The following is a 17,071-nucleotide window of genomic DNA, read 5'->3' as shown; positions in this document are numbered from 1 at the left end:
ATCCAAGTCACCTTCGCTTGTCGTTGGAAGCCGAGAATGGGTCGAGTCATTCCCTGATGGAATGTACGACGCCGCCAGGGAAATCACTTTGCAAAGCGTTGAACAAGTCGAACGCCTCGACCCGATAAACCGAAAACTTATCTGGGACGATGGCAGGCAGCTATCCGTTGACGAATCGGTCCAACGAATAGGTGCAAGCTACCCGGAACTACCGGTCGAGTCGATCCATTCACATCTTGTCGGCTGGCTTGAGATGGGCGAGATTCCTTGCGATCTTCCCGCGGACCAAATGAATGAGATGGAAGAACTGGTGACCGCGTGGGCTGACAGGCTCAATGACATTGGATAGGCTAGCTCAGAGCAGTCGAGAACTCGGTACTCTCAAGTTATATAACTTCATCCATATAGATGCCGGTCAACCGGTTTGTGTCGACAGCGAATCGGTTTTCGCAACAGTTTGACGGGTCCCTGTGTCCCGGGGCGGATCCCCTAGGATCGGGTTGCTGCGGTACACTCCGCCGGTATCGGCGCCGGACTTCCCGATCGGTTCGCCGCGAATCCCTCGAACCACGTACAAGAACCAACGAGTCATGCCAGACATTGATTTCCAGCGCGATGTCGACAGGCTGTGCATCGTTATGCTGAGTGCCATCGGTGACGCCGTGCATGTCCTGCCGGTCGCCAATGCGTTGAAACGCGCCAAGCCGCAAGTGTCGATCACCTGGCTGATTCAGCCCGTGCCGCACATCCTGGTGCGCGACCATCCCGCGATCGATGAGTTCGTGATGTTCGAAAGGAAACGGGGGCCGGCCGTGCTCGGCAGTTACCGGAATACGTTGAGAGAGATTCGCAAGACGCGGTTCGACCTGGTGATCGGCCTTCAGGTCTACTTCAAGGCGGGCCTGCTGACCGCCGGCATCCGTGCCGACGCCAAACTGGGATTCGACCGCGACCGCGCGCGCGACCTGAACTGGCTCTTCACCACGCATCGGATACCGGCTCACCCGGTCCAGCACGTGCAGGATCAATACTTCGAGTTCCTGGATTACCTGGGTGTCGACCATGAGCCGGTGGAGTGGGGGATCACCCTGACCGAAGAGGAACGGCGGCGGCAGGGGAAATTTTTCTCGGCGTTCGAACGGCCCGTGTGCGCCGTTGTCGTCGGGACCAGCAAGCCCGAGAAAAACTGGCCGGTGGAGCGGTATGCGGAACTCGCCGACCACCTGAACCGGGATTTCGGGTTTCAGGTCGTCCTGCTGGGCGGTCCTTCTCCGGTCGAGCAGGATGCCGCCGCGCAGATCGAGCGACTCTGCGAGACCGGACCCGTCAACGCGTTGGGAAACGATCTGCGACGGTTGCTCTATCTCCTCGACGGCGCGGCGCTCGCGGTCAGTCCGGACACCGGTCCGTTTCACATCGCGTGCGCGATCGAGACGCCCGTGGTGGGCCTGTTCGGCTATACCAACCCCAAGCGGACCGGGCCTTACCGCAAATATACCAATCTCGTGGTGGACGGGTACCAGCGCTACCCGGGCGAGGACTACCCTGTGACGATGGCGTACCGCGACGGGATGAAGCGGATCACGGTAGAGAAGGTCCTGGAAAAGGTGCAGCTGGCGCGTGGCACCTACCTGGAGTGAGGTGTCACACGGTCGAAGTTGGCGCGTGTGTCGCTATTCCCCGCGTTTCATCCCCGTCACCATGGCGCGTGCCAGGTTTTCGCCGTGCAGTCGACTCTCCACCAAGACGCCGACGACATGGACCAGGATCAGGGTCAGCGTGATATTCGCGACGATCTCGTGGGCCTCCTCCAGCGCGTCTGCCGTCGACTCGCTGGCGTCACCGAGCCAGAAGGCGAGCGGCCCGGCATTCTCCGCGGCCGCCAGGAGCGCCACGCCGACAAGCGCCGTCAGAACGAGACCGATGAGCAGCAGGACGATCATCGCACCCCCCGCCGGGTTGTGCCCCAGATAGCGACGGGCACGTTTGGCCATCGTGTCCCTGATGTAGTCGCGGACCACCGGTAGCGGGTGGACGAAGTCGGAGAACCGTGTGTAACGCGGGCCCGCAAACCCCCACACGATACGGAAAATGACGAGCGCCAGCACGAGGTACCCCGCCCAGGAATGGATGGTAAGGAGATCGTCTTCGGTGAAGTAGGCGACGAAAAAGGCCGTTACCAGCGTCCAGTGAAAGAGCCGCGTGGGCAGGTCCCAGACACGGACCCGCCCCGAGGTGTTTTGATTCTTCATGTTTCTCATCCGGCTGGTGAAACCGGCGAGTATAATACATGCCGGGTTCAGGTCGGGACACCACAACACCGGCCGCCATTTCACGGTGAATCGCCTTATTATCTACCACGTATCAATGACTCAGGTATCGGGAATATGTACAGCATGTCAGTCAGACCGGGCGGGAGCTTCGACGCCGTGGTCGAGCGGGTGACCGAGGAGTTGAAGAAGGAAGGATTCGGCATTTTGACCGAGATCGACGTGCAGGCGACGTTGAAGGCCAAGCTCGGTGTCGAGAAACGTCCCTACCGGATCCTCGGGGCCTGCAATCCGCCGCTCGCCAATCAGGCCATCGATGCGGAGCCGGACATCGGTCTGCTGCTTCCCTGCAACGTGGTGGTGCGTGAGGATGAGGACGGCGGCGTCACGGTGTTGTTTCTGGACCCCATGGCCATGCTGCAGCTCGCAGACAACGAGCGGATCGGTGAGATCGCCATCGATGCCCGTTCGCGCCTCCAGCGGGTGCGCGACGCGCTCGGCGAGTAATTTTGCCCCGTGCCACCGGGACCTCCGATGACAATGGAGCGTCGAACCATCGAGGTCGAGATTTTCACCGACATCCTTTGTGTCTGGTCCTACTTCGCCCAGGCGCGGCTGGATCAGTTGAAGCGTGATTTCGGCGACAGGGTAGAACTCCACCCCCGGTGCATCTCCACATTCGGGAACAGCTCGGGCAAGATCGGCAATGACTGGAAGGACAGGGGCGGTCGCGAGGGGCTCAATCGTTACCTGCGCAAACTCTCGGGGCATTGGGACTACGTCGACCTCCATCCCGAGATCTGGCTCAGGAACGCCCCGGCGTCATCGGAACCCGCGCACCTGTACATCAAGGCGGCGCAGCGTCTCGAGGCCGAGGGCGAGCTCGCGAACGCGGCGGACACCAACGGCAGGAAGGTCGCCGACGTCTTTGCCTGGCGCCTGCGCTGCGCGTTTTTTGCGCGCGCGGAGAACGTCGCCGACGTGTCCGTGCTGCGGCGTGTCGCGGCCGACGTGGGGCTGCCTGTCGATGCGTTGCAGGAACTCGTGGACCGGGGCCATGCCCACGCGGCTTTGCAGTGTGACAGGGACGCCGAGCAGGCGTATTGCGTCTCCGGGAGTCCCACCCTGGTGTTTAATGAGGGTCGGCAGAAGCTCTACGGTAACGTCGGCTATCGCATCATAGAGGCGAATATCCGCGAACTGCTGAGGAACGCGCATCACGGCGAGGCAACCTGGTGCTGACGACGGGCAACCTCGATCAAAACCGCCCGCTATTGTTTTCAGTCTCCGAAACTGGTTCCGACGCTGCGTGCCGAATCGAGCCATGGGTGGTCGGGCGGAATGAGTTTTTTCTTGCCGGCAACCTTTTCTAGCGGCACCGCTTCGGCGCCCTCGCCGCGTGCCGCGACCATGACCCCGTAGCGCTCGGCCTCAATCAGGCCCGCGCAGGCGGTACCTAGGCGTGTGGCCAGCAGCCGGTCGGCGGCAGAGGGAATACCACCGCGCTGCAGGTAGCCCAGGATCGTGACTCGGGACTCCAGCCCGGTCAGTTCCTCGAGTTGCCGGGAGAGTTGCAGCGTGCGGTCCGTGTGTTCGCCTTCCAGCCTGGCGAGCGCGGCCTTCGCTTCCTTCTTTTCGGTCTTCGATTCCGCCGCAACCCTGGCGGCCTCCGCGGCCGCGAGCCGTGCCGCCAGATCCCTGGGAACGGCGCCCTCGGCAACCGCGACAATGCTGAACTTCTTCCCGCTCTTCAGACGCTTGCGTATGGCCTCGGCCAAAGACTCGACGTCGTAGGGCAGTTCCGGGATCAGGATCACGTCGGCCCCGCCCGCGATACCCGCTCCCAGCGCCAGCCAGCCGGACCGGTGGCCCATGATCTCCACCACGATGATGCGATGATGGCTGTGCGCGGTGCTGTGCAGGCGGTCGATGGCGTCGGTGGCGATACCCAGGGCGGTATCGAAGCCGAAGGTGGTGTCCGTCTTCGCGACATCGTTGTCGATTGTCTTCGGGAGGGTAATGACGTTCAGCCCCTTCTGCATCAGGCGCAGCGCGTTCTTCTGCGTGCCGCCACCACCCAGACAAACGAGCGCGTCCAGATGATTCGAGGCATAGTTCTCGACGATTGCATCGGTCATGTCGCTGGTTTTGCCACCCACCAGCATCCGGTGCGGCTTGTCTCGGCTGGTACCGAGGATCGTGCCCCCGATGGTCAGGATGCCCGACAGCAGCTCACCCTCCAGGCGTACCGAGCGGTTTTCCACCAGCCCCCGGAAGCCGTCCCGAAAGCCGATGACCTCCATCCCGTAACGGGACTGGCCCGCCTTGGCGACCCCACGGATTGCTGCATTCAGGCCGGGGCTGTCGCCGCCCGCGGTCAGCACGCCGATATATTTGGTCATCTGGCTCGCTGTCGTGTGCGTGAGGGTCGATGCGGCGGAGAACATCGGGTTCACCGCCTAGATCGTCGCACGCCATGGTTTACAGGTCAGGGTTCGACCTTCCGGAGTCGGGATTATAGCCTCTGCCGGTTTCCGATTCAGTGCCTCTGTTTTCCCTGGGGACCGGAGGGCGGTACACGGATCAATCCAGTCGAATTTCCCCGCTATGGCTCCCCCGATGCACCAATTTGAGTCAGAATTGATCTGTATCAATTTCCAAAATCCCGATCGAGATAAGAATAGATCGCGCGCCATTCATATAAGAACAGTCGTGAATATCCAAGGGAGGGTCCCGGTCACCCGATTCCAAAGCCGTCAAGTCGCCTGTTCCACGAGTTACCCCACAGGGTCGGACCGTTTCGCGCGGTCTGTTATGTAGTTTGGGTGACGTGCTGTATTCAGGCAATATTGCCGTCGATCCACGGGAAACTGCGCCCTCACGGAACCCGCAAGGCATGTCGCAACGCCTATCGGGGTGTCGTTTCAACTCAATCACACCGCTGAGTTACAAGCAGAAAGCGGAACGGCTAGTCATTCAAGACGAGGAGAGGGCTTATGAATTCGGACACGCAATTCCGCTGGATGGCCATGCTGGCCACCCTATTCGCGGCTTTCGCGCTCACCTTACAGTCCGGCGCGGCGAATGCCGCCAGGCCATCGGGCAAGATCGGCGAGAACTGGGGCGATCCGAAAGGGCTGGTCTGCGTCGAGTGTCACCGGTCGGTGTCACCGGGGCTGACCCAGCAGTGGAACGACAGCCAGCATGGTCAGACTGGGGTCAATTGCCTGGATTGTCACAAGGCCGAGAAAGGCGATGCCGATGCGTTTGACCACAATGGTGAGACGATCGCGCTCATCGTGACGCCCAAGGACTGCTCCCAATGCCACGTGACGGAATTTGAGGAGATGGACGGCTCGCACCACGCCCACGCCGGCCGGATCCTCGCCTCGCTGGACAACCTCCTGGGTGAGGTGGTCGGTGGACCCGCTGCGGTGAACGCGGGCTGCCGGCAGTGCCATGGCGCCAAGGTCGAGATCGGGCCCGACGGCAGGCCGACGATGGAGACCTGGCCCAACACGGGTATCGGTCGCCTGAACCCGGACGGCAGCGAAGGTTCGTGCACCGCCTGCCACGGCCGCCACCGTTTCTCCAAGGCCCAGGCGCGCACCCCGGATACCTGCGGCAAGTGCCATGTCGGACCCGACCATCCGCAGATCGAGGTCTACAACGAGTCCAAGCACGGTATCACCTACCGGGCCCTCATCGACGAGATGAACATGGATTCCGACAAGTGGGTCGCCGGAATCGATTATTCCGCGGCACCGACCTGTGCCTCCTGCCACATGAGCGCTGGCGGCAACCAGGGCAAGACCCACAACGTGGGTGACCGGATCTCCTGGAACCTGCGTTCGCCGATCTCAAAGCATATCAACCTGGTGCGCCTGGAGAACGGCCAGGAGTTCGACGTCCCCGAGGGCAAGGATCTGCCGAAGGTCGGCGACGAGGCCAAGGGTTCCAAGGTGGTCGAGGTCGTGACCTGGGAGGAGCGCCGGGCGAACATGAAGCAGATCTGCCGCGCCTGCCACACGAACTCCACCGTGGACGGGCACTACAAGCAGTTCGATGACGTGGTGGATCTCTATAACGAAAAGTTCGCCACGCCCATAGCGGCCATCATGGGCGAGTTGAAGCAGAACGGCTATATCACCCCGACCCCGTTCGACGAGCCGATTGAGTGGACCTGGTGGGAGATCTGGCACCACGAGGGACGGCGGGCACGGCACGGCGCCTCAATGAGCGGCCCCGACTATACCTGGTGGAACGGCATCTACGAAGTTGCCAAGCACACCTACTTCGAGTTCATCCCGCAGTTGAAGGAGGTCGTGATCGAGAAGGACGGCAACGACGAGTTCGCCGTGACGATGCTGGAGACGTACTTCAAGCCGATCGACGGCCACAACTGGTACTTCGAGGGCATGAGTACGGAACAGCTCGACAAGGTCCGCAAGGGCTTCGAGGATCGTTACGGGAAGGGCGCGCTCAAGTAGGTCCAGCCTTACCCGGTTGGGTTCGACACGGCGGGCGATATCCTTTACAGGATCTTCGCCCGCCGTGTCGCCTGAGCCAGGCCCCCAACCAGACGTTCAAGCCTTTCAAGCGGGGCGATACCACGGGGCAGACCATCAAAACGCCGATCCGGAATTCCAGGGTTGGGCGGGACGGCATCGCGGCCCTGCAGCTCCCCAACCTGAGGATTAGTACTCACATGCCGAGATTTTCCTGCCTGTTCTTGCTGTTGTTCCTCCCCCTGTTGCTATTGGCAGATAACGTGTCCGGCAGCCCTGCGGCACAACTGATCGAGCAGGGGGACGCACTCAAGGGAAAGAGCGAGTTTGCGGCTGCAATGGCCAAGTATCGGGAGGCCGTCTCAAAGGATCCCGAGTCCGCACCGGCGCTGTTCAAGCTCGGCGGCATGCAACTGGTTCAGCAGCAGTACGCTGCCGCCATCGACAGCTTCCAGCGTTCCTTGACGCTAGATCCGGGCAACGCCAATGCGTTCGTGGGCATGGCGGTCGCCTATCTGCATGCCGGTTCTTACGAGCTTGCCGAGGCTGCACTGGATGAGGCGGTGCGACTCGATCCGAGCAAGAAGGCCAGAGTCGATGAGGTGCGGGTGTGGATCGAAGAGCGCTCAGGAGAGACAACGGGACACGGGACCACGGAGGGAGGCATGAGCGGCGCGGCCGCAGGGGGGCAAGGGGGACACTAGGTCGGCATTGCTACGGGGATTTACGCTTCGTGTCTTCCCGAGCAAAGATCGAGTCGACACGGCCACGATGGCTTTTTCGGGGCTGAAGAACTGCCAGATCACCGGAGGAGATAGAAATGCGAGACAGAGGACTGACACTATTAACCGTCCTGGCCAGTTTCCTGCTCTGCAGCAGCGCCACGGCCGCTGATCCGCGCTCACCCAGCATGCTGGCCAATCCCTGCGCGGGGTGCCATGGGACCAACGGCGCCAGCGGCGGCGGCGCCATGCCAAACATCGGCGGCCTGAACAAGCTGTACTTGCAGGAGGTGCTGAAACAGTTCAAGTCCGGCGCCCGGGACTCCACCATCATGGGGCGGATCATGCGCGGGTACAGCGATCTTGAGATCAACGCCATCGCGGCCTACATGAGCGAGCAGGAATGGGTGCCCGCGAGTTTCCAGGAGAATGCGGCGCAGATCGCGGAAGGCAAGAAGATACATACCTCCTCGAACTGTGATACCTGCCACGCCGATGACGGGCGCATGCAGAACGACATCACGCCGAGACTGGCCGGGCAATGGCCGGAATACCTCTACAACACGCTGGCGATCTACCACGATATCGGTGCCCCCGCGAGTCAGCCGGTCGCGATGCGCCAGCGGGTGCAGAAGCTGTCGCCGGAAGAGCTCGAGGCCGTTGCCAATTTCTACGCGGCACAACGATAGGGGAGCAGGGCGCATGACCACTATTTCCAGAAGAGATTTCATCAGGGCCGCGGGCGCGATGACGGCGCTCAGCGCGCTGGGATACATCCCCTCGGGATTCGCCAAGGGGTCCCGCGTGGTGGTTGTAGGCGGCGGATATGGCGGTACCGTCGCCGCGAAATACATCCGCATGCTGGATCCATCCATCGATGTGAGGCTCATCGACAAGAATGGCGAATACGTCTCCTGCCCCCTGAGTAACGAGGTCCTGGGGGGCGAGCGCGACATTTCCAGCCTGACCTTCGACTATCGCGGACTGGTGAAAAACCACGGAGTCCGGTTCGTGAAGAAGAAAATCGTCGAGGTTCGCGCCGATGAGAAATATGTCAAGGACAGCGATGGATCGAAGTATCGTTACGACAAGCTGATCCTTTCCCCGGGCATCGGTTTCCGGTGGGATGCCATCGTGGGCTACGATGAGGCGGCGACGGCGAAGATGCCGCACGCCTGGAAAGCCGGGCCACAGACGGTGCTGTTGCGCAAGCTGCTCGAATCCATGGATGACGGCGGGGTGTTCTACATCGTGGCGCCGCCCAACCCCTTCCGGTGCCCGCCGGGACCCTACGAGCGGGCGGCCCAGGTCGCGCACTATTTCAAGCACCACAAGCCGAAATCCAAGATCATCATACTGGATGCCAAGGACAAGTTTTCCAAGCAGGCCCTGTTCATGCAGGGCTGGAAAAAGTACTACGGCGACATGATCGAGTGGGTGTCCGGTGCAGACGGTGGAATCGTCGAGGAAGTGGATCTGTCGACCACCACGCTGATCGGACAGGTCGACGAGTACAAGGCCGACGTGGCGAACGTGATCCCCCCTCAGAAGGCCGGCATGCTCGCCGTGGAGGCAGGACTCACGAACGACAAGGGTTGGTGTCCGGTGGACGAACGAACCTTCGAGTCCGGCATTCACCAGGACGTCTACGTCATCGGCGATTCGTCGATCGCGGGCAAGATGCCCAAGTCAGGCTACGCGGCAAATTCGCAGGCCAAGGTCTGCGCTCAGGCGGTGGTTGCGGCCCTCAACGACAAACCCGCCCCTGAACCGTCGTACGTCAATACCTGCTACAGCATCATCGCGCCTGACTATGGTATCTCTGTCGCGGCCGTCTACCAGTTGACCGATGAGGGGATCGTGCCGGTCAAGGGGGCGGGCGGCCTGTCATCCACGGAAGCCTCCCCGAGGACCCGGGCGCTGGAGGTGGAGTACGCCAAGGGCTGGTTTACCAGCATCACCTCCGATATGTTTACCTGACGGGGAACCAATCCTCCTCCCCGGCTCCGTGAAGGCCCGGCGCGAGATTCGCGTCGGGCCTTTTTTTGGGGGGATAGGGAGTTTCGGGCCTGACTAGACCGACCGGTCAGCCAACTGCGGATACGGCCCTGAATGCGTGGTTCGATCGCCGTTTTAAGGAAAAGATGGCCGAGCGAGAGGCCGCCCATACACCATCGATGACGATTATCGCGACCAAGGGCACGCTCGACATGGCCTATCCCCCCTTCATCCTGGCCTCGACAGCCGCGGCCCTGGGCTGGGAGGTATCGATCTTCTTTACCTTCAGAGGACCTGCTGAAGACGAACCTCGACCTGAAGGTGACCCCGCTGGGTAACCCGGCCATGCCCATGAAGCTGCCTGACGGGCCGACGTGGCTCAAGGCAGGGAACTGCCGGTACCCACGGCGCTGATGCCGGGATTTCAGAGCATGGCCAGCGGTCTGATGAGGAAGACCAGGGACGCAAGGGGATCGCTGAATCCGTAATTATCAGTTAGCCAGAGCACAAGTGGCCTGCCAGATGACCGTCGACCTGTTCGATTACGGCAAGGAGGATTTCATCCCCGAGATCGAGGAATGGGTCGGGGGCGGCCAGCTTTCTCCCCCCACGACCTCAAAGCCGACGTCAATCTGTTCGTCTGAACCGAGGCGGGGGCGAAAGCCCCCACTTTCTCCAGACTACGCGAGTTGTGGTATCGCAGCTTGATTTGCAGGGGGTATCGGCATGTGGGTCCGGTCATGCAGAAAAACGAAGGGTCGTCCATGACCCTCGATAGCACCTCTGCGCCTAGCGCGCGAGTGTGAAAGCTCCTCGCAGCGGCGCCGTGAACTGCATGCCCTGCTTCGACGGCGCAACCGGGCCGGACCCCGGCCCACGGGGTTTCAGGGTGGCCCAACGCACCTCCCAGGAGAACAGGTCGTCACCGTTCTTGTCACCGTAATAGACCTCGAGTCGACTTCCAGAGGTCAGTGCACCGATCTCCCGCAGGTGGTGGTCACCAGACAGGTAGTTGAAGTGGAATCCCCGGACGACGTGTCTGCCGGTGGGCAGGCTCACGGCAACGCCACCGTTGTTGGTTCCGCGGCTGGCGCCTGAGTTGAGGAACACTGTGGGGCTGACCCAGGCGTAATCGATGGAATAGGCGAAGACATCGTCATCGTTCTTGTCGTTCAGCATCACGGTGAGCACGCCTTCATCCTCGAAGACGGCGATCTCATCCACATGATGATCACGGCCTCCGGTGAAGTTGACCTGGAAACCTGTCAGAACGAACAGGTATCCCGACCCCGGTGGTGACAGGGTTCTCTCGCACTTTCCGGTGCAGCCCACGTCGGCTATGCTGCCGCGAATCACGCTCGATGACGGGATGGAATCGAGCGACGCCTTGTAGAAGTACGTGTCGTCCCGGTTCTTGTCCTGGTATATCAACGCGACAGTTCCATTGTCCGGATCCGGCTTGACCGAGATCGTGTTGATGTGGTGATCGACCGCACCACCGGACTTGTGAAAGCGGAAGTAAAAGGAACTCATCACCGGAACGCCCGCGGGGAGATCGCCGTAGTCCCTGTCGACTCGTCCCTTCGCAAAGCCCTCTACCGTCGCGGCGCTGGAGGCCGATACGGCACCCAGGACCAGCAGAAGACTCGTGGTAATGGTAGTGATTTTCATGGTGATTTCCTCCTTCAGTTCAACTCGGGGAGCAGATTGGTGGGGCCGGAAGGATACGGTGGGATATCGGGTACGTTCCAACCGTAGGAGTCCGGCAGCAGGTCCAGGGATTGACGAATCAACGCCTCCAGTCCCGGGGGTAGGGCATTACGCTCCTGTCTGGTACCAGGTCTGCCGGGTTCCACGGGAAGGGGGCCTTTCAGTGATTCGGGACTCAGCCCGTCCTCGCTCAGGGCGCCGCCCCGGATACCGATCATGGTGCCGGTATCCAGGTCCGTCCCCTCGCAGAGGCCGATGATGTGGATGTGTGCCATGGGTGGTTTACCTCTCTACACAGTTGTTTCGGTTGACTGCCGCGGGCGCCGTCAGGCGACCACAGGGATACACGAGTATCCGAACAGTGAACGGGCAAGATTCATGCAGACATGCAACCGTCTCGCGAGAAGGGAACGCGACGCATTGATAATTCAGCGAATTTATTTTTCGCGATGAATCGGTGAGGAGGTTCGGATCGGTGGCGTTAAAGGGTAAAAAGTTCTAATCAGGAAAACAAAAAAGTCTAAAAGTATGCAATAGGCAGACAAAAATAGTCTCTGGTCCGCGACGGAAATCGTGCACGAAAAGGTCATGGCTCCGCTGACGGGTGCATTGCGCACGCTGGAACTCGATCATGCCACGGGATTGCCGGCTTCCTTTTCCCGTTCACGTCAGGCGGAGGAGGGCCGCTGGCGAGAGCTGCACGGCGCGCTGCATCACTCACTGGTCGAGTGGCTGGAGCGCGCCGAACCATCGGCAAGCGTGGATATCGTCATCACGCCAAAGGTTCCGACGCCTTTCCAAAGGCAGGAGGTCGGTGGTAGCAGCAAGCGTGCCGAGGCGGTTGCGGCAGCGGTGCGTGAGGCCGGAGCCAGCATCACGGGTCGAAGCGGCGGACCCGCTATCCTCGCCAGGACATCGCGGGAAACACTGCAGGATGTCATTGCGTACCTGCCGGGGATCGAGGCAATTCACCCGGACCTTGAAACGGAGGTCCAGTCATTGAAAGCCGCCCGGGATCTGGTCGAAGGGCCGCTGCTGCTGGCACATTCACTCGGAGTGGGTGGTGATCTCTCGATCGCGGTGTACGAACCGGATGCCTGCATCCGGCGGGAACACTCGGACTTCCAGTTGGTCACCTTTGAGACGCGTATCGGTCTGGGACAGTCTTGTGACCCGAGGTCGGCGCAGGCAGGGACCGGTCGCGCCCGCCGGCGGCACGTCCCCGTCCCGCGGTAATTCGCCGACCACGGTAAGCCTGGCCGATCCTACCGCGATCACGACATTCGGCGGTTCGGCGAAAAGTCGTGCACTGTCTATCTTCCCGACGGTCAAGACGATCTTCACCAATCCCTCGGCGGAAGACAATTACGAGATCCTGGAATTCGCCGCACCCGTCAATGGGACGTATCGAGTAGGGATCCATGCGCCGCGCTGGGACGTCTGTCCTTACGATGGAGACAGACGCGCGCATGTCGCGGTGGCCTGGGACGTGATCGGGCGGGCGAGCGGTAATTGATACGTGATGTCGGAGTTTCCTGCGGCAATGTCGGGGTACTGAGGCGTTACGCGGCCGTGAGGCGACTATCCGTCGTTGACGAGTAACCGTGTGGCCAGTGGCCGTACTCAGGGATCATTCTGTCCTCCCCACTGCCGCCGGTTGATCGCGTACTCGGTGACCTCCCCGATGAAGGGAAGCGCGAGCATGCCGGTCAGCCGGTTGCACCGATGGGTGTCCCGGAAGGTGTTGATTCCGATGGTCATCCCCGTGTGACCGGCGCGTGGTTGATCACGGTAGGTCCCGAACATGTGGTCCCACCAGGGCAGGTTGAAGCCGAAGTTGCTGTTGGTCTCGTCGTCCTCGACAGAGTGGTGCACGCGGTGCATGTCGGGGGTGACGACGAACAGACGTAACACGCGGTCCAGCGCCAGCGGAAGACGCACATTGGCGTGATTGAACAGGGACGTGGCGTTGAGCAGCACCTCGAAGATCACGACCGCGGCGACGGGGGGGCCCAGCACCGTGATGGTCGCAAACCTGATCAGCATCGACAGCAGGATCTCGACCGGGTGGAATCTCGCCCCCGTCGTGACATCGAAATCGAGGTCCGCATGGTGTACCCGGTGTAGTCGCCAGAGTACCGGAACGGCATGCACCATGACGTGTTGCAGATAGGTTGTGAAGTCCAGGAAGACGACAGAGACCAAGATCTCGATCCAGTACGGCGCGTCGATATAGTTGAAAACGCCCCAGCCTTCCCGAGAGGCAAACAGCGCCATGCCCACCGCGGCGGCGGGAAACACCAGCCGCAGGATCACGCTGTTCAGGAACACGATGCCGATGTTGCTGGTCCAGCGGATCGCCTTAGAAACGGTCCGCGCCCTGCGCGGGGCGATGATCTCCCACAACGCCATCAAGGCGAAGATGCCGAAGAAGAAGCCGAGGCGTAGCGGGACTTCGTAATGCAGAAGGAACTCATTCATGGTCGGACGGCCATACGAGTGGCTGGGACGGAAATTCTGTTCCCGCGGTGGTCGATGAACGCCATATTAGCATCGATGGAGCTGCCGGCCCGGGCGTCAGGTCCCGGCCGGCGATCCGAACTGGAACCCTGCCGACGTAACCTGGCGGGCGGATTCGTCCCGCTTACCGGTGACTCACCAACGGTGCGGACCACGGCCGCGGCGGGAAAGGCGAAGGCGTATCCCGCCTCGCATACCTATCTGCTGATCGCGGCCGCGGAGATGCGACATGGCGAGTCGTGCAACCCGCAGTACGCCGCGCGTGGTGTCGTACGGATCTCTTCGCGTCTCATGCGCGATTCGGAGGCGCCATCGGCCGGCTTTTTCGAGGGGGAGCTGCGGCTACGGCCCGGCTGGCATATCAATCCCGACCGACCCTTGCAGAAGGACCTGGTCCCAACCGAACTCCGGTGCACCGAAACACTGGGTGTTCGATCCCGGGGTGATGTCAGTTTCCCGGCGCCAGAGATCAAACGCCTATCATTCCTGCGTGAACCCCTGTCCCTCTACGAGGGAACCGTCAAGTTGCGTACCGGTGTCGCGATAGACAGGAAAAACACGGGGGAACTCCACACTTTGCCGACCGCAGGCCGGTTTGACTGAATCCCGATTCAGTTTTCAAGCGGCGATGATTACGGGCATCTAAGGCGATTTCTGTCAAATGACATACCATCCTGCTTGTCTTTTCGTCCGTCCTCTGTGTTGCGACAACCGTTGTATAGTTCGACTATGCGCCTGTTGTCGCGCCTTGATGACGAACGAAAATCCGGCGCAATCTGGTATGCCATTCTCCGGCAATCGCCTAATCTCCCACGACGACCAATAGTCCCGGGGAACGTCGGGGTGTTGGTGAACCTTTTGTTCGAACCAATCGGCCAGGATCGATCCGGAGAAGTCTCTCCTCATGCTCCGCGAAAGTAATCGAAAAACAAGACCAGCGACAGACTGGAAATCAGCAGTGTAGCAAGCATGACGGGTGTGCCCTTTTTCAACCACATCAGGGGGGTGATACGGAACTCCGGAATGCCTGTACGTTCCGCCTCGGCGACACAGATCACATTTGCGGTGGAGCCGATGTGGGTGCCATTGCCCCCGAGTCCAACCCCTAGGGCCAGCGCCCACCATAGCGGCATAACGTCCACACCCTGTGTTTCCAGGTGCGCAATGACCGGAATCATGGTGACCGTAAAGGGGATATTGTCCAGGGCCGCGCTGAGCAGCGCCGATACCCACATAAACAGCAGCGCGGTCAATAGCAGCTTCTCGGGGTCCTGGGCGATATGGGCCAATTGCTCGCCGAGCAGGTCGAGCAGACCCGAGCGCTCCACGCCACCCACGATGATGAACAATCCGCTGAAGAAGAACAGCACTGGCCAGTCGAGTCCCTTCAGCAATTCATCCGGGTCGGGCCGTACCAGGGCCAGTGCCAGCGCGACCCCGATCCAGGCGACGTAGCCCGGAAACAGGCCAAAGTGATGGTGAATGAAAAACAGCAGAATGACGACGCCGATGGAGAACAGTACGCTCAACAACGCCTTTTTGTCCTTCAGTACCCTGGTCTCGTCAAGGTCGAGGACTCCGGCGATCGGCTTCTTCAAATCGGCACGAAACAGAAACAGCAACAGCACCAGTGTGGTGAACCAGGCGACCAGGATGATGGGCCCCATGTGAAACAGGAACGTGTTGAAATCGATGCCCGCCGCGCTGCCTATCATCACATTGGGAGGGTCGCCCACCAGGGTGGCCACGCCTCCGGTATCTGATAGCAGGGCTTCGGCCATCAGATAGGGTACGGGTGTGATCCCGAGCATTCTCGCGATGACGACCGTGAGCGGAGCGAACACCAGCACCGTCGTGACGTTGTCCAGAAATAGACTGATGACCGTCACCGCGGTGGAAAGGTAAATCAGCAGACGCACCGGACTCCCTTTGGAGAGCTTGGCCATGCGGATCGCCAGAAATTCGAATCCCCCCGTGGGTTTCATCAGGACCACCAGGGTCATCATGCCCATCAGCAGAAACATGGTGTTGGCGTCGATCGCGATGACCGCCTCGGCCTGGGTGTAGAACCCGCCGATCATGCCCGTGAGAACCATCGCCACGGCGCCGATGACGCCGGCCAGGGTGCGGTGGATTACCTCGCTGAAGATCAACGCATAGGCGGCGACCAGGATAATTCCAGCCATCCACATTGCGGGAGTGATCGTGCTCGGAACAGATTCCATTGTTCGTTTCCACTGTCGGTTTGACTTCTTGGGGTGTGTCGCGCGGGACGACAATCGCTTCGATGCAGGTGTCGAGGAATGCGCCCGTGATGCGGCGTGGTCCACCGGCGACCGGGGTTTCTGGCGTCAGGCCGCGGAACTTTTTGGTTTGTGATTAAAAACGCATTCGAGCATGCGCTTGGCGATGATCCTGCGTGTCACAGCGCCGATGTACTTTCCGTTGTCGATGACGAAGACGTAGCCGCTGTTGTTCGCCTCCATGATCACCAGCGCCTTGACGATCGAGGAGCGCGGAGAGGCCGAGGGCGCTTTCCCGATCAGATAGGTCTCGATGGGCAAAGCCAGGGTTTCCATGACCTTCATTGGCGGCAGATCGAGGCTGTCCGTCTGGTCGCCTATCACATCCGCAAAGCTCAGGAGATTGTCCGTGACCGCCATGCGTTTGTACACGTCGCGAAGGGAAATCCGGCCCACGATCCGGCCCTGTTCGTCTTCGTAGGGGAGCCCCGGCACGTCACAGCGCACGGCCTCTATGAAAAAATCACGTACAGTCATGCCCTTGCGCATGACGCCGGTTTGAATGGCAAGGTTATCCAGCTTCATTTCGATTTCCCCGGATTTTGGGAGAAATATACTTGAAATCATAGCAAGTATTCGGTTCGAATACTTGCCCCCTTTTCCTTCGAGATGTTCCCGTGGAACGCCGCTCGCTGGGTCAGTACACCGCCGCGTTGCCCGGGCATGTCCAGGCGAAGGAACACTGGGAGTTGGGATATTAGGGAAATCACGCGGGTGGCGAAGGTATTCAAGGTGGACGGAAGCTGCGGCGTAGACGAGCCGCCGCGCGTGGTTACCGTTCGCCTGGAATCCCAACTGGCTTGGGGCAAGAACTGGAACCTGTTGTCCCGCACACGGGTGTACCCGAACCAGTTCGCCAACCCCTGTCTGATGACCTTAGGCGATTTCTGTCAAATGACATACCATCCTGCTTGTCTTTTCGTCCGTCCTCTGTGTTGCGACAACCGTTACATAGTTCGACTATGCGCCTGTTGTCGCGCCTTGATGACGAACGAAAATCCGGCGCGATCTGGTATGTCATTTTCCGGCAATCGCCTTAG

The 17,071-nt window shown here is 60.6% G+C and carries 21 protein-coding genes; 14 read left to right on the top strand and 7 right to left on the bottom strand.

Annotation, left to right across the window (positions count from 1 at the left end):
• Both LJE91_08100 and LJE91_08095 read left to right on the top strand, forming a co-directional pair.
• The coding region (locus LJE91_08100; protein MCG6868677.1) for a hypothetical protein at nucleotides 1-349 on the top strand (349 nt) is incomplete at its 5' end.
• A 241-nt stretch (nucleotides 350-590) separates the two neighbouring features.
• Nucleotides 591-1,640 carry a glycosyltransferase family 9 protein gene (locus LJE91_08095; protein ID MCG6868676.1) on the top strand — a complete coding sequence of 350 codons (1,050 nt, stop codon included), beginning with the start codon at nucleotides 591-593 and terminating at the stop codon, nucleotides 1,638-1,640.
• Nucleotides 1,641-1,673: 33 nt separating this feature from the next.
• Here LJE91_08095 and LJE91_08090 read toward each other — a convergent pair whose 3' ends face one another.
• A complete protein-coding gene (locus LJE91_08090) occupies nucleotides 1,674-2,252 on the bottom strand; it encodes a cytochrome b/b6 domain-containing protein (protein ID MCG6868675.1) in 579 nt (192 codons plus the stop codon).
• A gap of 135 nt (nucleotides 2,253-2,387) precedes the next feature.
• On the opposite strand from LJE91_08090, the gene LJE91_08085 reads away from it, so the two are divergent.
• Complete coding sequence (locus LJE91_08085; GenBank protein ID MCG6868674.1) at nucleotides 2,388-2,777, top strand: DUF302 domain-containing protein; 390 nt, start codon at nucleotides 2,388-2,390, stop codon at nucleotides 2,775-2,777.
• 27 nt (nucleotides 2,778-2,804) lie between these two features.
• Nucleotides 2,805-3,512, top strand: a complete 708-nt coding sequence (locus tag LJE91_08080) for a DsbA family protein (GenBank protein MCG6868673.1) — start codon at nucleotides 2,805-2,807, stop codon at nucleotides 3,510-3,512.
• A 38-nt stretch (nucleotides 3,513-3,550) separates the two neighbouring features.
• On the opposite strand, the gene LJE91_08075 is transcribed toward LJE91_08080, so the two are convergent.
• Nucleotides 3,551-4,672 carry a 6-phosphofructokinase gene (locus tag LJE91_08075; protein ID MCG6868672.1) on the bottom strand — a complete coding sequence of 374 codons (1,122 nt, stop codon included), beginning with the start codon at nucleotides 4,670-4,672 and terminating at the stop codon, nucleotides 3,551-3,553.
• A 627-nt stretch (nucleotides 4,673-5,299) separates the two neighbouring features.
• Here LJE91_08075 and LJE91_08070 point away from each other — a divergent pair.
• From LJE91_08070 to LJE91_08045, 6 genes are all read left to right on the top strand, one after another.
• Nucleotides 5,300-6,760, top strand: a complete 1,461-nt coding sequence (locus tag LJE91_08070) for a cytochrome C552 (protein ID MCG6868671.1) — start codon at nucleotides 5,300-5,302, stop codon at nucleotides 6,758-6,760.
• Nucleotides 6,761-6,978: 218 nt separating this feature from the next.
• A complete protein-coding gene (locus LJE91_08065) occupies nucleotides 6,979-7,482 on the top strand; it encodes a tetratricopeptide repeat protein (protein MCG6868670.1) in 504 nt (167 codons plus the stop codon).
• Nucleotides 7,483-7,598: 116 nt separating this feature from the next.
• Nucleotides 7,599-8,189 carry a c-type cytochrome gene (locus tag LJE91_08060; GenBank protein ID MCG6868669.1) on the top strand — a complete coding sequence of 197 codons (591 nt, stop codon included), beginning with the start codon at nucleotides 7,599-7,601 and terminating at the stop codon, nucleotides 8,187-8,189.
• A gap of 13 nt (nucleotides 8,190-8,202) precedes the next feature.
• The gene (locus LJE91_08055; GenBank protein ID MCG6868668.1) at nucleotides 8,203-9,480 is read left to right on the top strand and encodes an FCSD flavin-binding domain-containing protein; all 1,278 of its coding nucleotides are present in this window, start codon (nucleotides 8,203-8,205) and stop codon (nucleotides 9,478-9,480) included.
• Nucleotides 9,481-9,644: 164 nt separating this feature from the next.
• Nucleotides 9,645-9,836, top strand: coding sequence for a DsrE/DsrF/DrsH-like family protein (locus LJE91_08050; protein MCG6868667.1), 192 nt, complete (start codon nucleotides 9,645-9,647; stop codon nucleotides 9,834-9,836).
• A gap of 184 nt (nucleotides 9,837-10,020) precedes the next feature.
• Nucleotides 10,021-10,206, top strand: coding sequence for a DsrE/DsrF/DrsH-like family protein (locus LJE91_08045; GenBank protein MCG6868666.1), 186 nt, complete (start codon nucleotides 10,021-10,023; stop codon nucleotides 10,204-10,206).
• Nucleotides 10,207-10,287: 81 nt separating this feature from the next.
• Here the strand turns inward: LJE91_08045 and LJE91_08040 are convergent, their stop codons facing one another.
• Nucleotides 10,288-11,169, bottom strand: coding sequence for a hypothetical protein (locus LJE91_08040; GenBank protein MCG6868665.1), 882 nt, complete (start codon nucleotides 11,167-11,169; stop codon nucleotides 10,288-10,290).
• Between the two features lie 14 nt (nucleotides 11,170-11,183).
• On the bottom strand, nucleotides 11,184-11,483 hold the full coding sequence (locus LJE91_08035; GenBank protein ID MCG6868664.1) for a hypothetical protein: 300 nt from the start codon (nucleotides 11,481-11,483) through the stop codon (nucleotides 11,184-11,186).
• Between the two features lie 313 nt (nucleotides 11,484-11,796).
• On the opposite strand from LJE91_08035, the gene LJE91_08030 reads away from it, so the two are divergent.
• Both LJE91_08030 and LJE91_08025 read left to right on the top strand, forming a co-directional pair.
• The gene (locus LJE91_08030) at nucleotides 11,797-12,444 is read left to right on the top strand and encodes a hypothetical protein (protein MCG6868663.1); all 648 of its coding nucleotides are present in this window, start codon (nucleotides 11,797-11,799) and stop codon (nucleotides 12,442-12,444) included.
• Nucleotides 12,377-12,724: a hypothetical protein gene (locus tag LJE91_08025; protein MCG6868662.1), complete on the top strand. Its 348-nt coding sequence runs from the start codon at nucleotides 12,377-12,379 to the stop codon at nucleotides 12,722-12,724. The genes LJE91_08030 and LJE91_08025 overlap by 68 nt, the downstream gene beginning before the upstream one ends.
• 107 nt (nucleotides 12,725-12,831) lie before the next feature.
• Here LJE91_08025 and LJE91_08020 read toward each other — a convergent pair whose 3' ends face one another.
• Entirely contained in the window at nucleotides 12,832-13,689 is an 858-nt protein-coding gene (locus LJE91_08020) for a sterol desaturase family protein (protein MCG6868661.1), read from the bottom strand.
• 54 nt (nucleotides 13,690-13,743) lie between these two features.
• Here LJE91_08020 and LJE91_08015 point away from each other — a divergent pair, with 54 nt between their 5' ends.
• On the top strand, nucleotides 13,744-14,331 hold the full coding sequence (locus LJE91_08015) for a hypothetical protein (protein MCG6868660.1): 588 nt from the start codon (nucleotides 13,744-13,746) through the stop codon (nucleotides 14,329-14,331).
• A 299-nt stretch (nucleotides 14,332-14,630) separates the two neighbouring features.
• On the opposite strand, the gene LJE91_08010 is transcribed toward LJE91_08015, so the two are convergent.
• Both LJE91_08010 and LJE91_08005 read right to left on the bottom strand, forming a co-directional pair.
• Nucleotides 14,631-15,914 (bottom strand): ArsB/NhaD family transporter, encoded by a 1,284-nt coding sequence (locus tag LJE91_08010; GenBank protein MCG6868659.1) that lies wholly within the window; start codon nucleotides 15,912-15,914, stop codon nucleotides 14,631-14,633.
• A gap of 165 nt (nucleotides 15,915-16,079) precedes the next feature.
• Nucleotides 16,080-16,556 carry a CBS domain-containing protein gene (locus LJE91_08005; GenBank protein MCG6868658.1) on the bottom strand — a complete coding sequence of 159 codons (477 nt, stop codon included), beginning with the start codon at nucleotides 16,554-16,556 and terminating at the stop codon, nucleotides 16,080-16,082.
• Between the two features lie 189 nt (nucleotides 16,557-16,745).
• Here LJE91_08005 and LJE91_08000 point away from each other — a divergent pair.
• On the top strand, nucleotides 16,746-17,071 hold a 326-nt coding region (locus tag LJE91_08000), incomplete at its 3' end, for a hypothetical protein (GenBank protein ID MCG6868657.1).

Source organism: Gammaproteobacteria bacterium, from assembly GCA_022340215.1.
Taxonomy (GTDB): domain Bacteria; phylum Pseudomonadota; class Gammaproteobacteria; order JAJDOJ01; family JAJDOJ01; genus JAJDOJ01.
The sequence above is the reverse complement of the archived record's forward strand: the minus strand, read 5'-3'. Positions and strand labels throughout refer to the sequence as shown.

Excerpts from the sequence above, each read along its gene's own strand:
- LJE91_08005 (MCG6868658.1), bottom strand. The coding sequence starts at position 16,556 with ATGAAGCTGGATAACCTTGCCATTCAAACCGGCGTCATGCGCAAGGGC.
- LJE91_08080 (MCG6868673.1), top strand. The coding sequence starts at position 2,805 with ATGACAATGGAGCGTCGAACCATCGAGGTCGAGATTTTCACCGACATC.
- LJE91_08035 (MCG6868664.1), bottom strand. The coding sequence starts at position 11,483 with ATGGCACACATCCACATCATCGGCCTCTGCGAGGGGACGGACCTGGAT.
- LJE91_08065 (MCG6868670.1), top strand. The coding sequence starts at position 6,979 with ATGCCGAGATTTTCCTGCCTGTTCTTGCTGTTGTTCCTCCCCCTGTTG.
- LJE91_08020 (MCG6868661.1), bottom strand. The coding sequence starts at position 13,689 with ATGAATGAGTTCCTTCTGCATTACGAAGTCCCGCTACGCCTCGGCTTC.
- LJE91_08010 (MCG6868659.1), bottom strand. The coding sequence starts at position 15,914 with ATGGCTGGAATTATCCTGGTCGCCGCCTATGCGTTGATCTTCAGCGAG.
- LJE91_08050 (MCG6868667.1), top strand. The coding sequence starts at position 9,645 with ATGGCCGAGCGAGAGGCCGCCCATACACCATCGATGACGATTATCGCG.
- LJE91_08085 (MCG6868674.1), top strand. The coding sequence starts at position 2,388 with ATGTACAGCATGTCAGTCAGACCGGGCGGGAGCTTCGACGCCGTGGTC.
- LJE91_08070 (MCG6868671.1), top strand. The coding sequence starts at position 5,300 with ATGCTGGCCACCCTATTCGCGGCTTTCGCGCTCACCTTACAGTCCGGC.
- LJE91_08075 (MCG6868672.1), bottom strand. The coding sequence starts at position 4,672 with ATGACCAAATATATCGGCGTGCTGACCGCGGGCGGCGACAGCCCCGGC.
- LJE91_08015 (MCG6868660.1), top strand. The coding sequence starts at position 13,744 with ATGAACGCCATATTAGCATCGATGGAGCTGCCGGCCCGGGCGTCAGGT.
- LJE91_08030 (MCG6868663.1), top strand. The coding sequence starts at position 11,797 with ATGGCTCCGCTGACGGGTGCATTGCGCACGCTGGAACTCGATCATGCC.
- LJE91_08090 (MCG6868675.1), bottom strand. The coding sequence starts at position 2,252 with ATGAAGAATCAAAACACCTCGGGGCGGGTCCGTGTCTGGGACCTGCCC.
- LJE91_08060 (MCG6868669.1), top strand. The coding sequence starts at position 7,599 with ATGCGAGACAGAGGACTGACACTATTAACCGTCCTGGCCAGTTTCCTG.
- LJE91_08040 (MCG6868665.1), bottom strand. The coding sequence starts at position 11,169 with ATGAAAATCACTACCATTACCACGAGTCTTCTGCTGGTCCTGGGTGCC.
- LJE91_08095 (MCG6868676.1), top strand. The coding sequence starts at position 591 with ATGCCAGACATTGATTTCCAGCGCGATGTCGACAGGCTGTGCATCGTT.
- LJE91_08055 (MCG6868668.1), top strand. The coding sequence starts at position 8,203 with ATGACCACTATTTCCAGAAGAGATTTCATCAGGGCCGCGGGCGCGATG.
- LJE91_08045 (MCG6868666.1), top strand. The coding sequence starts at position 10,021 with ATGACCGTCGACCTGTTCGATTACGGCAAGGAGGATTTCATCCCCGAG.